The following is a 14,458-nucleotide window of genomic DNA, read 5'->3' as shown; positions in this document are numbered from 1 at the left end:
CCTAATAATGCTTTTAAAAAATTATATACCTATACGTTTTAATTGGTTAAGAGGTGTCACAAAAAATACATATAATGTTTAAATAATGTACAAATTCTAAGGATTATTATGAAATAAAACATTTGATTAATCTCATTTTAAGAACTAAAAAAGAGCCCTTGGATAAACCAAGAGCTCTTAAATATAACAAGGACAGTCGACGCCATTTGAAAATCGCTTCGCGATGGCGTCTCCAGTTTAAATAAAATCTAACTTCGTTAGATTTTATTTAAAATTTACCAGCAGTAGCAGCTTCCTCAACTGATACGGCTACAGCAACTGTAGCACCTACCATTGGGTTGTTACCCATACCGATAAGACCCATCATCTCAACGTGTGCAGGAACTGAAGATGAACCAGCGAACTGAGCATCTGAGTGCATACGTCCAAGAGTATCTGTCATACCGTATGAAGCAGGACCTGCTGCCATGTTATCTGGGTGAAGTGTACGTCCTGTACCACCACCTGAAGCAACTGAGAAGTACTTCTTACCAAGTTCTACGCACTCCTTCTTGTATGTACCAGCTACTGGATGCTGGAAACGTGTAGGGTTTGTAGAGTTACCTGTGATAGAAACGCCAACGTTCTCGTGGTGCATGATAGCAACACCTTCCTGAACATCATCAGCGCCGTAGCACTTAACTGTTGCACGAAGACCATTTGAGTATGCCTTCTCTGAAACGATGTTAAGCTTAGCTGCCTTGTAATCGTACTTTGTCTCAACATATGTGAAACCGTTGATACGTGAAATAATCTGAGCAGCGTCCTTACCAAGACCGTTAAGAATAACGCGAAGTGGCTTCTGACGTACTTTGTTAGCCTTCTCAGCGATACCGATAGCACCTTCAGCTGCAGCGAATGATTCGTGACCAGCTAAGAAACAGAAGCACTCTGTCTCCTCCTCAAGGAGCATCTTACCAAGGTTACCATGTCCAAGACCTACCTTACGGTGATCAGCAACAGAACCTGGAATACAGAAAGACTGAAGTCCCTCTCCGATTGCTGCAGCTGCATCAGCAGCCTTGCGGCAGTTTTTCTTAATAGCGATTGCAGCACCTACAGTGTAAGCCCAGCAAGCGTTCTCGAAGCAGATAGGCTGAATCTTCTTTACCTGCTCGTATACATCAAGACCTGCGTCCTTTGTGATTTTCTCAGCTTCTTCAATTGAGCTGATACCATACTTATTAAGAACTGCATTGATCTGATCAATTCTTCTCTCATATGATTCAAATAAAGCCATTTTTGTTTCTCCTTTCCTATTTTATTCCTGACGTGGATCGATAATCTTAGCAGCATCGTCAACACGACCGTACTGGCCCTTTGCCTTTTCCCATGCTGTGTTAGGATCATCACCCTTCTTAATGAAGTCTGTCATCTTTCCAAGAGAAACAAACTGATATCCGATAACTTCGTTATCATCATCAAGTGCGATACCTGTTACATAGCCTTCAGCCATCTCAAGGTAACGAACACCCTTTTCCTTTGTTGCGTACATTGTACCAACCTGTGAACGAAGACCCTTTCCAAGATCCTCGAGACCAGCACCGATTGCAAGTCCGTCATCAGAGAATGCAGACTGTGTACGTCCGTAAACGATCTGAAGGAAAAGCTCTCTCATAGCTGTGTTGATAGCATCGCAAACAAGGTCTGTATTGAGAGCCTCAAGGATTGTCTTACCCTGAAGAATCTCAGCTGCCATAGCTGCTGAATGAGTCATACCTGAGCAACCAATTGTCTCAACAAGTGCTTCCTCGATGATACCATTCTTAACATTTAAAGATAATTTGCAGGCACCCTGCTGTGGAGCACACCAGCCAACACCGTGTGTGAAACCGCTAATGTCAGTAATCTGCTTAGCGTTTACCCATTTTCCCTCCTCAGGGATAGGAGCTGGTTCATGCTTTGCGCCCTTTGCTACAGGACACATGTTTTCTACTTCTTTTGTGTAAATCATTGTAGAACTCCTTTCTTCGTTCAAATACCATTAACATATTGCTACTACATTAATGACATGATAAATAAGCGCACTTGCGCGTTATTGATTACATTTTCTCACTTTCTGTGGATTTAGTAAAGTCTTTATTTAGGATTTTGTTAAAAAATTATCTAAATCCTTAGAAGCTGTGACCGCCACCAGAGTGACCGCCGCCTGAGGAAAAGCCTCCTCCACCTGAGAAGGAGCCTCCACCGCCTGAAGAGAACCCACCGCTGCTGTTTGATTCATGTCTTAAAACTCTTTTAGAATCATATATTGTGGCGCCGCCAACAAATGACGCTCCAGCAAGTAGCATTTCCATTTCACCTGTATTTTTTATAAGTGCTTTTCTATCTTTTATTGCTACAAAAAACGCCAACAAAAAACCTAATATAATGGAAACTAAGAAGGTTACAGCAAATCTCATAGGTCTAAGAATAGCACCTTCGTGAACCAATGTATCTGCTTGTTCAAATACATGCAAAATACAATTATAATAGTCTCCTTTTGATGCATATCTATAAACATTATCAGTAATATCAATAGAATCTGCATCCTTTATCTTATATTGGATTTCTCCGTAGCCAGATAAATGAATTCTTCTATCATACATATCAACTATGAATGCAATACCATCTGATTTTTCACCAAAGGATTCATCATAATATGTATAAAGAATTTCATCCTCGCTGTCACCATAATCATGTGAAGAGGTTGTTACCACAAGATAATTAATGCTACTATCCAAGGTTTTCAAATATTTTTCCAGTTGAATATATTCATCGCTTGATAGTAATTCAGCATCATCATAAATAATAACGTTCTTGTCTGCAGCATAGGCTTTTGTACTAATTAATAAGCATGCTAAAAATGCATAAAGCACAATTCTAATTTTTCGCATTTTCCAACTTTCCTCCCTTCTTTCCAAACTGAGGCGAAGGATGAGTTGCAAAGCGATTGTACTCATTCACCATTGCATTTATAGAAATAAGAATAACTGCAAATACTACAATAAGCGCCGTGTAGTAATAAATATCATTTGCCAAGTCCATAATATGAATTACAAATGAAACTATAGCGCTAAATACTCCTAAAGAAGTTACAAGCTTTTTTCCATGACCTATTTTAATGAAGGAAAGCACTAATAATACTCCGCTTGCAATATAAATAATAGGTGGAAGCACTAATGAAAATATCCTAAACAAGAATGACATAATTATTAATAAAAACTGAAAATCAAAAACTGCAAATATTAATACAGCGATTCCAATTGTAATAAGTACTCCAACTAAATTTTCTGTATTAAATGTCTTTTTCTTTTTAGCCTTTATCTCATGCTTTTTAGCATTTTCAGCTGTACCATAATAGCCTTTGTCATCCAGATGATTATCAAATCTGTAGGTTTCATTAGCAATTTTAGCCCCGACGAAGGCGATTATAGATGATATTAAGCAAGCAAATGCGCACAATCCCTTAACATCATAACTAAAGCTAAATATAAAGCTAAGCATAAGCATTGCCACAAAAATCACAAGCGACGCAATGACAGCCCAATTAAACATCTTTTTCTTTTCAATAGGCATATCAATATATGTTTCGCCAGAAGCTCCATTTATTATGGAATAAGAAACTCTGTCATTAGTTCTGGTTGTCATAAAATATAGTGGTAGATAAGCTCCTTCGCAGCCTTTATAGCTAAGCTTTCCGTCTATTTGCTGCCTTATGTCTTTTTCCTGGCCTCCTTTTAGAGTATATTCTCCAGCTTTAGCCACTACCCTCTTATAAACATAATCATAGGCTTTATCGCTAGAATCTTCCAAATATAAATCCTGATTGACAGATGAATTTTCAACAAAAAAGCCAGCTAAAAAATTCGGATTAAAATCTATTAAATCACCCATTGGAAATGGTTCAAGCTCTGAAGCAATAGTATCATCTAAGGTTTCTGAAGCATCAAATGGAACCTTTAAATGCTGCACGTCTACCTTTACCTTAATTTTAGCTAAATCAGTAACCTCGTAGCTTCCAGAATCATATCGATGAATACCAGTGTACTCTACCTCGTCATAAATACTATAATCATATAGATAATATGGTGTATATAAACCAACAAGCTTTTCTACATTCTTCTTATCTTTCAGTCCATCTGGAGCAAAATGAATTTTAGCAGTTTTTTCTATATATTTCTTCTGTGCATCTTCCTTATCCAGATTAAAGGGCATAATGTATTTAGGAGCTCCAGCCGTAGAAAAGCGTTCCTCCATTGTAGCCTGATTACCGCAATATGGACAAAACTCCATACCATCGTTATCAATAAGCTGAATTTCGCCAGCACAACAAGGACAGGTGTAAATCTTAGTGTTTACACCTGTCTCATTAATATCATCCGTAGGTTTGTAAGTATATGGATTGGTAGGTTCACCGCATGATGTGCAAATAAGCCTTGTACTTTTAACATTGAACCTTAACTGCCCACCACAATTTGGGCATGGAAACATAGTTGCCATATTTTAATACCTCACTAGTTATGGTCTCTTAGTTCCACAGTTCACGCAGAAGTTACCAAAGTTTTCATTTCCGCAATTTGGGCAGAACCATCTATTTCCTGCAGCTGCGCCTCCATTTGCTGCGCCTGCCATCTGATTAGCACCTGTTGTAGCTGCTCCAGCATTTAATAAATCCTGAGCGTTTGCTCCACCAGCCTGCATTGCCATATTCATTCCCATAAAGCCCATCATAGCTCCGTTAGGATTGCTTGCTGCATTTTTCATAGCCTCTGCCTGTGCACCGATTAATGCTGCACCTGCCATAGACTGATTTCTAAATGCACCAGTCTTCTGAAGCTCTTTAAGGGTAGCCGCATCTTCATCAGGGATTACAGTTGTAAGAATCTGAACAGATGTAATTGCAAGACCATACTTATTAGTCCAGTCTGAATTAAGCTCTTCTCCCATTGCTTCAGACATTTCCTTAGTGTAGCTAGGAATTGCAGAAGGTCTAACACCTAAATTAGTAAGCTTTCCAAGAGCTGGCTGTAAAGCTGCAATAAATGTAGCTCTAAGCTGGTCCTGAATATCTTCAATTGTATATTCGTCTTTAACGTTGCCAGCCAAAGAAACATATAGCTGTGTAGGATCAGAAACTCTCATGCTGTAATTTCCGTTGCATTTAAGAGTTGTATCCATATCAAGGCCAACATTATTATCAAGAATTCTAAAAGGAATTGGGCTAGGTGTACCAAACTTAAGTCCAACAATATCCTTTGTGTTTACAAAATAAACTCTCTGCTGAACAGGCTTTTCACCGCCAAAAGTAAATCTACGGCCAAACTCCTTGAAAATATCTCCGAAATCTCCAGCAAAAATTGATGCTGAGCCGTTTTCTTCCCATTCATAAGCGCCAGCTTCAGCTGCCACATCTATAATCTTTCCACTATCAACTAAAAGAGCACACTGGCCTTCATTAACAATTATGGCAGAGCCCTTTGTAATTACATCAGCATCCCCCTTTGTGTTAGAGCTTCTTCCAGAGACCTTATGTTCTGCTCTTTTAACTAAAGTATCAGCAGACATGGAATCTGAGACAAAAAGTTCCTTCCACTGATTTGCAAGTTCGCCAGAAACCGAACCTTTAAATGCTTGTATTAATCCCATATTTTCGCCTCCCTAATAAAATAATCTTTTTTTATTTTACCAAAAAGGACTCATCCTATAAAGAATGAGTCCTAAAAAATCTTAAATTTATTAATTTTTCTTAACAATGTTATCCTGGCTCTTGAAAATGCTGTCAGCCTCTACTACTCCACGAACTGGAGAAAGAGGATATACATTTGAACGAGGACAAACTACAGTACCAGGATTAAGTACTGAGTTACAACCTACCTCTACGTTGTCGCCAAGCATAGCGCCAAATTTCTTTAATCCTGTTTCAATTTTCTCACCATCACGAGATTTTACAACAACAAGTGTCTTATCCTGCTTTACGTTAGATGTAATAGAACCAGCACCCATATGTGACTTATAGCCTAAAACAGAATCTCCAACATAATTGTAATGTGGAACCTGAACATTATTGAAAAGAACTACGTTTTTAAGCTCAGTAGAGTTACCAACTACACAGTTCTTACCAACAATTGCAGAGCCTCTAACAAAAGCACACTGTCTAACCTCTGCATCCTCATCGATGATAAGTGGGCCGTGAAGATATGCCGAATCGAAAACTGTAGCAGATTTAGCTACCCAAATATCTTCGCCCCTCTTTTCATACTTTTCTGGATCAAGAGTAGGTCCAAGCTTCTTAATAAAATCAGAAATCTCTGGAAGAACCTCCCAAGGATATTCCTTACCTTCGAATAAATCCTTTGCGATAGTTTCATCTAAATTATACATAGATTTAATTTTGCACTGTTCCATATTTATACTCCTATCATGCATTATTGTTAGCCATTATAGTTTTCAAATTCGAATTCTGTTCTGAATTCATCATTGAGCTTTATTCTCGCATCAAAGAATAAACCTTTTTTGCTTAAAAATCCAGTGATAACATCAGTTTTCTTTTCGTTAATCAATTTAATGAATTGATCCTCTGGTATATCAACGCCTGCAATCTTGCCTACATAGAAGCTGCAGCTGTCTACATTATCCCTTACGTTATTTTTACAATGATAGCCAAAATGATTCTTTATTATTGGCTCACCACATTTTGGACATTTCAAACCAGGAAGCACTTTTTCATCATCCTCGAAAACGAACTTAATACCAGTAACCTTTCCAGTTTCATCCTTATTAAGGGCCAGTTTTGCATCAAATTTTGTGCCCTTCTTTGATTTAAAGCCAGATATTGTAGATGTTATACCTTCCTTTAACAATTCCTTGACCTGTGCTTCTTTAAGCTTAACACCAGCAACCTGACCTATGTTAAAGCCACAGGAATTATCAGGATCGTCTTTTTTGTAGTTGCTGCATCCATATCCAAATGGGGTAACAACAATCTTGCCACCGCAAAGAGGACAAACAACATCTTTTATGTCCTTTGCTTCTACATTGTCAAAATCAAATGCTATTTCATTTCGTCCTGTTTCCTCATCCTTCTTAAGAATAAGACATGCATCGAATTTCTTACCTGACTTCCCTTTGAAGCCACGGATGGTTTTAGTTTTTCCTTCAGTTAATAATTCTTTTACATCAGCATCTGCAATCTTTTTAGAAGCAATCTCGCCAATAACAAAATTACATTTATTTTCTTTATCAAAATATTTTTCGCATGCAAAGCCGAAATTTGTTTTGATAATTTTGTTGCCACAATCTGGGCAAACAACATCCGCCAAATAGTTAGGCTCTACATCATCAAAATCAAAAACAACTTCTGTTCTATTTGTCTCTTCGTTCTTTTTAAGAACCAGTCTAGCATCAAATTTCTTGCCGGATTTTCCCTTAAATCCTCTAATGGTATCTGATTTACCATTCAAAAGAAGTTCTGTTACAACTCCGCCAGTGATATTCTTTCCAGCAATTGTTCTTCCTATATAAAACTTGCAGGAGCTTTCATCCTTTGAGCTAAAGTTAGCACAACCAAAGCCACTAGGGCGAATTAAGATATCGCCACCACAATCTGGGCATTTACAGCCCTCAAGCTTTTCAGCTTCAATTCCATCAAAGTTAAAGCTTAACACCTTTTTACCTTCTTCGTTTTCCTTTAATTGAATCTTAGCGTTAAACTTTTGATTAGTCTTTGATTTGAAACCAGCTAAAACATCTGTTATGCCATCAGTTAAAAGCTTTCTAAGCTCATCCTCTGATAGCTTTCTTCCTGCTATCTCGCCAACTGAGAAATAACATTGATTTTCTTCCTGGAAACGATGTTCACAAGCAAATCCATATCCTGTTTTTGCAATTCTTCCACCGCAAACTGGACAAGTTAAATCATCAACATATTCAGTAGGTGTTTCGGAAAAATCGAAGCTTACATTAAATTCGCCGTCTTCATTTTTTCCAAGTTTAAGAACAGATTTGAATGGCTTATTTGATTTACTCTTAAAGCCTTCAATTAAATCTGTTTTTCCTTCTAAAATTAGTTTTTTAAATTGTTCCTCTGGAAGATCTACACCAGCTATTGTACCTACGCTGAATCTACAATTTATTTCATCATTTGTATAGTTACTACAGCCATATCCAAATGATGTAGTAGTTAATTCACCACCACATTTAGGACATTTAATTCCAAGTGGCTTTCTTGTAGCCAACCCCTTAGATTCTTTTCCTGTAAATTGATTTATGTTTAGAGCTATGGTTTGAGTTAAATCCTGCTCTATCATATTTTTTGTTTCGGTACGTATGTAATCTTCAAGCTCTTTACGATAATCCGTAAATTCTACTGTACCATTAATGATACCTTCAAGACCCTTTTCCCAATTTGCAGTCTGTTCAGGTTTAAGAAGACTTGGTGTGGTAAGAAGGACAACCTCATAAATCATTTCTCCCAACTTTTCTGGAGTAATAACCTGAGTTTTGTTATTCTGATTCAAGTATCCAATTCTAACAAGCTTTTCAAGAATTTCTCCGCGTGTTGCAGAAGTTCCGATACCTGTTGTCTTTATCTGTTCTCTAAGTTCCTCATCCTCTATAAGCTTACCAGCGTTTTCCATTGCAAGAATAAGTGAACCTGATGTATAACGCTTAGGCGGTGATGTTTTGCCCTCTTTTAATTCAAAGCCATTTACATCGATTTCATCACCAATGTTGCAAGACTCGACGAATTCGACAAATTTTTCCTTTGAAAAATCATCCTCTTCGTTTTCTTCATCATCAGAATCCGTATTTTCCGCATTTTTATTTTTTGGCAAACCAGCTATTTCTAAGTAGCCTGGTTTGACTAACAATTTAGATCCAGCAAAAAAACTTTCTGACTCTATCTTAATTTCTATCTTGACGTTTTTATATTCGGCTGGAGGATAGAAAATAGAGAGAAATCTGCGAACTATCAAATCATAAACTTTTTGGCTAAGACTCGAAAGATTCTCTATTCCATTACACTGACCTGTAGGAATAATGGCATAATGGTCAGTAACCTTGCTATCATCAGTATAACTAGTTTTCTCTATTCCAATATATTTTCTATCAGCAAGAATATCATGCACGTATTTTGATGTAGGGCCATATGACTGGAGCTTATTAAGATTCTTAGTAATCTCTTTTGCTACAGCTGTTGTAAGAACCCTGGCATCAGTACGTGGATATGTAGTATATTTCTTTTCATATAATTCCTGAATAATATCAAGAGTTTGAGCTGGAGATATTTTAAATCTTTTTGAGCACTCAGACTGAAGCTCCGCCAGGTTAAACAATAACGGAGCCTTTTTCTTTGATATACCAGTATCCTTGTCAGCAATTATTGCATTTTTATTTGTTAATTCTTCAATTAATTTTTCAGCGCTTACTTTTTCTTTAAAGCCGTTTCCCTTATCGCCATATAATAATGGAGATTCAAAATATTTAGAGCCATTAACAGCTTTCCATTCAGCAGGGAAATTAACATCAGAGAACTTTCCTAAAACCTTAAAGAAAGGATCTTCATTAAAGTTTCTGATTTCTCGCTCTCTCTCAACAACCATACCAAGAACACAAGTCATAACTCGTCCTATTGCAATAGCTGCATAGCTGGTTGTGGCAGCTGCATCGTTAATTAAGCGTCCATATTTAACAGATAATGCTCTAGAGAAATTAATACCTAAGCTATAATCTTCTATTGTACGCATAATGCCGGATGCACCAAGCTTTGCGTAGTCACTCATAGGCTTGGCTTCTTTGATACCCCTAAGGATTTCATCATCAGTTTGGGAATCAATCCATACTCTAAGCTCGGTCATTCCTTCACGAACGCCGCCATAGTTTCGTATGTTTTCTTCGATTGTCTGACCTTCTTTTCCTGAGTCACCTGCCCAATATACGGTATCAATATCTTCTCTGTGAAGTAAGCCATTCACTACCTTGTACTGATCCTTGGCAGATTCAACCACACCATATTTATAATCTTTAGGAAGAAATGGTAAATCCTCTAGATTCCAGTTTTTGTATTTAATATCGTATTCTTCAGGATAAACCATCTGAACCAAATGACCGTAGCACCAGCTAATAACATATTCGTTATTCTCAATAAAACCATTTTGATTTCCTGATACCTTAAGAACTCTTGCAAAATCTCTTGCAACAGATGGTTTCTCTGTGATAATCAAACTCTTTCCCAAATCACTAAACTCCCTAAAATTAATTTTATATTTAATAAAATTCAAAGCCTTTGCAGATTATTGCAAAGGCTTTACGCTTTTATCAACTATTTAATTATATCAATTACAACTCTGTCATGTCTACCAGAACAATAGATTTATTTTCTTTTGATAATTCGATAAGCTTATTGTCAAATCTGGTAGCAGAAAATAGGAATATGGTATTAGCAGTAATTCTTGCCTGCTTCATTGATTCAAGAAGCTTTTCATATGAATCATATGCCATAGTCTTTTCTTTCCAATTGCAAATGCCAACAACATTTTCTCTGTTATTGCTTTGACCAATAACATCTATTGTTCCTTCTTTACCAAGCCATGTACCAATCTTAGTTAACTTAATAGGAAGCTGACCTACCATATTAAGAAGGTGCAAATATTCACTACAAACATTAACAAAATAATTCTGAAGATATTCATCCAGCTTTGGTTCGATAAATGTATCATAAAATCTTTCAGGAGTATATGAAACAAGCTCAGACAAATGAGGGTAAATAAATGTAAACCAGAAATTAATATAAGGGTCTACAATTCTATAAATACCTTTTTTTGTATTGTCCCATCCGCCCGTTTCAAAGGATATAATCTTATCAATTACATCAAATTCTGCTAAGTTTTTCATGTATACAGATATTTTTGCTCTTGAATATCCTGTATCCTCAAATAAATCATTAAGCTTTTCATTACCTGATGCAATAGAGCCCAATATTGTATCGTAGCACGAAAGCTCTCTTAATTCTGAAGAAATATATCCTTCAGCCTCAGAATATAAAAATCCACTAGGGGATAAAATATTTTCACACACATTAGCCTTTATAGACTTCTTACCATTCCATCTATCTAAGTATTCTGAAACCCCACCAATGATTCCATAGGTACTTACACACTGAGCTACACTATAGCTAGGAAAAGCTCTTACTACATCTAGGAACGAATGATTTTCAAGCTTTATTGACTCATCAATAACATTATTTGCATTAGGTATTATTTCATTTAATGTATTTTTTCCCCATACAATAGATGAACTAACTAAAACAATCATAACCTTGCCTGGGTATAGCTTTTTATTCTTAAGAGATACTAAACTTTCAAATAAGTCATTAGTCTTTTTAATTGCATACTGAGCCTCATCGATTATAAAAATAAGCTTAGAACCATCCTTTGATCTAAACTTTTTAAATGAATCTTCAAAGCTTACATCTGAAGCATTCATATCATATGTTTCAGATATTTGCTGATTCAAATAATGAAGCTGTTTAGCATCAGAACACTGACGACTTCTATAATAAAAATAGGATTTACCAGTAGTAAATTCATCTAAAAGTCCTTCTTTATCACAGCCTTTTCTGCCATATACCAATACAAAATTATTATTTGAAGATTGGTAGATGGCTTCCAATTTTTTTAATTCAGTTGTGTGTGTCATAATCTTTTCTCCCTATTATAATACCTTATAATACTAATTCGAGTAATATAATAACACACTTTACTTTAGCAGACTACACTAAAAAAGTATTTTATTTAAATTTAATAAAAAAAATTCCGTATCCAATAAATTTGGATACGGAATCATTATTCTTCTAACTATTTCGCTGTAATATAGCCCTGTGCCTTTAATAATTCTGCGCATAAAACTGCACCACCAGCAGCACCACGAACAGTGTTGTGTGAAAGTCCAACGAACTTCCAGTCGTAAATACTATCTTCACGAATACGTCCAACAGAAATACCCATTCCGTTTTCATAGTCAACATCTAATGCAACCTGTGGGCGATTATCCTCTTCCATATAACGGATAAACTGCTTTGGTGCACTAGGGAGCTTTAATTCCTGTGGAACGCCAGAGAAGTTGTTAATAGCGTCGATAAGCTGCTGCTTTGTAGGAGCCTTTCTAAACTTAACAAAAACAGCTGCTGTATGTCCATTAAGAACTGGAACACGGATACATTGGCTAGTGATTTTTACATCATCAGCTGGTACAATTACGCCATTTTCAATCTTACCCCAGATTCTAAGTGGCTCCTTCTCAGACTTCTCCTCCTCACCTGAGATAAATGGAATGATGTTTCCTTCCATTTCTGGCCAATCCTTAAATGTCTTACCTGCACCTGAGATAGCCTGATATGTTGTAACAACAACCTCGTATGGTTCAAATTCCTTCCAAGCAGTAAGAACTGGTGCATAAGACTGAATTGAGCAGTTAGGCTTAACTGCAACAAAGCCTCTTGTTGTGCCAAGTCTCTTCTTCTGGAACTCAATAACCTCCATATGCTGTGGATTGATTTCTGGAACTACCATTGGTACATCAGGTGTCCATCTATGTGCAGAGTTGTTTGAAACAACAGGAGTCTCTGTCTTAGCATAAGCTTCTTCTATTGCCTTAATCTCATCCTTTGACATGTCTACTGCTGAGAAAACAAAATCAACTTCCTTTGCAACTTCCTCAACTTCATTAACATTCTTTACGATGATATTCTTTACAGCTTTAGGAATAGGAGTATCCATCTTCCATCTACCTTCTACGGCATCCTCATATCTTTGTCCAGCAGAACGAGGGCTGGCTGCAATAGTTGTAACCTCAAACCAAGGATGATTTTCAAGTAGAGAAATAAATCTCTGACCAACCATACCAGTTCCACCAAGAATACCGACTCTCAATTTCTCACTCATTTCAAACTTCTCCTTTATATTTTAAGTAAATGTTTTTCTGTCACGGACATTTGTCCGTCGTTAAAATGCATTATAATCAAACTGACTAAAAAATGCAAGTTGTTTTTGACTATTTAGACCACAATTCAAGAAACTTTTTGCTATTTGCTATTTCGCTTTCCATTGCGTCATGTCCTGGAGCTCCTACTGTAAGTCTCTTATTTACGCATGTTTCCATTGAAATTGCATCAAAGATATCCTCTTCAAAGGCAGGTGAAATAGCCTTTAGTTCATCTAAAGTCATATCATCTATACTAATGCCTTTTTTGATACAATAAAGAACTACCTGACCAATGATACCATGGGCATCTCTAAATGGCACTCCATGATTTACCAAATAATCAGCAGCATCTGTAGCGTTTGTGAATCCTTTTTTAGCACTTTCAGACATGACATCCTTATTAAATGTCATTGTAGAAAGCATACCATCAAAAAGAGTAATACAATTTTGAACAGTTTCAATGGCATCAAAAGCCTGTTCCTTATCTTCCTGCATATCCTTATTATAAGCAAGAGGAATGCCCTTCATTGTAGTAAGAAGCGACATAAGCGCACCATATACGCGGCCTGTCTTTCCTCTTACAAGCTCTGCAATATCAGGGTTTTTCTTTTGTGGCATAATGGAAGACCCTGTTGAATAGGCGTCATCAATCTCAACAAATCTGTATTCATTACTATTCCAGATAATAACTTCCTCTGAAAAACGTGATAAATGCATTTGGATAGTCGCAAGTGCTGAAAGAAACTCTATAAGATAGTCTCTGTCAGAAACACCGTCCATAGAATTTAAGGTTGGGCCATCAAAATCCAAAAGCTCAGCTGTCTTCATTCTATCCAAAGGATATGTGGTGCCAGCCAAAGCTCCAGAGCCTAAAGGACAATAGTTCATGCGAACATGAATATCGTGGAGACGTAACACATCTCTTTTAAACATTTCAAAGTACGCGCCCATATGATGAGCAAGTGTAATAGGCTGTGCCTTCTGAAGATGAGTAAAGCCTGGCATTATAGTATCAATATTTTCTTCCATAATAGAAAGAATGGTACCTAATAAATGAACTAAAAGATTAGATGTATTATCTACTTCATCTCTAGTGTAAAGCCTCATATCAAGAGCCACCTGATCATTTCGGCTACGCCCTGTGTGAAGCTTCTTGCCAGCATCCCCTATTCTATCTATGAGATTAGCTTCTACAAAGCTGTGTATATCCTCGTACTCAGATGTAATTACAAGCTTACCGGATTTAACATCCTCCTCAATACTCTGAAGGCCTGACAAAATCTCATCACGCTCTTTATCAGTAATAACGCCAACTGAAGCCAACATGGTAACGTGCGCTCTACTTCCACGTAAGTCCTGAGCAAAGAGCTTTTTATCAAAGCTAATTGATGCATTGAAATCATAAACCATCTGATCTGTAGACTTGGTGAATCTTCCACCCCACAACTGTGCCATA

10 protein-coding genes are annotated in these 14,458 nt (G+C 36.9%); all 10 read right to left on the bottom strand.

The window, feature by feature from the left end:
* Positions 1-268: 268 nt before the first annotated feature.
* The 10 genes from G611_RS0110690 to argH all read right to left on the bottom strand — a co-directional run bounded on the left by G611_RS0110690 (position 269) and on the right by argH (position 14,457).
* The gene (locus G611_RS0110690; RefSeq protein ID WP_028243595.1) at positions 269-1,279 is read right to left on the bottom strand and encodes a GGGtGRT protein; all 1,011 of its coding nucleotides are present in this window, start codon (positions 1,277-1,279) and stop codon (positions 269-271) included.
* A gap of 21 nt (positions 1,280-1,300) precedes the next feature.
* A complete protein-coding gene (locus G611_RS0110685; RefSeq protein WP_028243594.1) occupies positions 1,301-1,993 on the bottom strand; it encodes an iron-sulfur cluster assembly scaffold protein in 693 nt (230 codons plus the stop codon).
* A gap of 160 nt (positions 1,994-2,153) precedes the next feature.
* A complete protein-coding gene (locus G611_RS0110680; protein ID WP_028243593.1) occupies positions 2,154-2,915 on the bottom strand; it encodes a TPM domain-containing protein in 762 nt (253 codons plus the stop codon).
* Complete coding sequence (locus tag G611_RS0110675; protein ID WP_028243592.1) at positions 2,902-4,521, bottom strand: hypothetical protein; 1,620 nt, start codon at positions 4,519-4,521, stop codon at positions 2,902-2,904. The genes G611_RS0110680 and G611_RS0110675 overlap by 14 nt, the downstream gene beginning before the upstream one ends.
* Before the next feature lie 18 nt (positions 4,522-4,539).
* Entirely contained in the window at positions 4,540-5,667 is a 1,128-nt protein-coding gene (locus G611_RS0110670; protein ID WP_028243591.1) for an SPFH domain-containing protein, read from the bottom strand.
* A gap of 90 nt (positions 5,668-5,757) precedes the next feature.
* Positions 5,758-6,426: a UDP-N-acetylglucosamine pyrophosphorylase gene (locus G611_RS0110665; RefSeq protein ID WP_028243590.1), complete on the bottom strand. Its 669-nt coding sequence runs from the start codon at positions 6,424-6,426 to the stop codon at positions 5,758-5,760.
* 26 nt (positions 6,427-6,452) lie between these two features.
* Positions 6,453-10,256 carry a DNA topoisomerase III gene (locus tag G611_RS14730; protein WP_155942288.1) on the bottom strand — a complete coding sequence of 1,268 codons (3,804 nt, stop codon included), beginning with the start codon at positions 10,254-10,256 and terminating at the stop codon, positions 6,453-6,455.
* Positions 10,257-10,359: 103 nt separating this feature from the next.
* Positions 10,360-11,718, bottom strand: coding sequence for an ATP-binding protein (locus tag G611_RS0110655; protein ID WP_036949133.1), 1,359 nt, complete (start codon positions 11,716-11,718; stop codon positions 10,360-10,362).
* A gap of 158 nt (positions 11,719-11,876) precedes the next feature.
* On the bottom strand, positions 11,877-12,962 hold the full coding sequence (gene asd / locus G611_RS0110650; RefSeq protein ID WP_028243588.1) for an aspartate-semialdehyde dehydrogenase: 1,086 nt from the start codon (positions 12,960-12,962) through the stop codon (positions 11,877-11,879).
* 109 nt (positions 12,963-13,071) lie between these two features.
* Positions 13,072-14,457, bottom strand: coding sequence for an argininosuccinate lyase (gene argH, locus G611_RS0110645; protein ID WP_028243587.1), 1,386 nt, complete (start codon positions 14,455-14,457; stop codon positions 13,072-13,074).
* Position 14,458: the final 1 nt, after the last annotated feature.

It is taken from the genome of Pseudobutyrivibrio ruminis AD2017 (assembly GCF_000424305.1).
Classification (GTDB): domain Bacteria; phylum Bacillota; class Clostridia; order Lachnospirales; family Lachnospiraceae; genus Pseudobutyrivibrio; species Pseudobutyrivibrio ruminis_B.
The sequence above is the reverse complement of the archived record's forward strand: the minus strand, read 5'-3'. Positions and strand labels throughout refer to the sequence as shown.

Coding starts and splice junctions, on each gene's coding strand:
- G611_RS0110690 (WP_028243595.1), bottom strand. CDS start 1,279: ATGGCTTTATTTGAATCATATGAGAGAAGAATTGATCAGATCAATGCA.
- G611_RS0110685 (WP_028243594.1), bottom strand. CDS start 1,993: ATGATTTACACAAAAGAAGTAGAAAACATGTGTCCTGTAGCAAAGGGC.
- G611_RS0110680 (WP_028243593.1), bottom strand. CDS start 2,915: ATGCGAAAAATTAGAATTGTGCTTTATGCATTTTTAGCATGCTTATTA.
- G611_RS0110675 (WP_028243592.1), bottom strand. CDS start 4,521: ATGGCAACTATGTTTCCATGCCCAAATTGTGGTGGGCAGTTAAGGTTC.
- G611_RS0110670 (WP_028243591.1), bottom strand. CDS start 5,667: ATGGGATTAATACAAGCATTTAAAGGTTCGGTTTCTGGCGAACTTGCA.
- G611_RS0110665 (WP_028243590.1), bottom strand. CDS start 6,426: ATGGAACAGTGCAAAATTAAATCTATGTATAATTTAGATGAAACTATC.
- G611_RS0110655 (WP_036949133.1), bottom strand. CDS start 11,718: ATGACACACACAACTGAATTAAAAAAATTGGAAGCCATCTACCAATCT.
- asd (WP_028243588.1), bottom strand. CDS start 12,962: ATGAGTGAGAAATTGAGAGTCGGTATTCTTGGTGGAACTGGTATGGTT.
- argH (WP_028243587.1), bottom strand. CDS start 14,457: ATGGCACAGTTGTGGGGTGGAAGATTCACCAAGTCTACAGATCAGATG.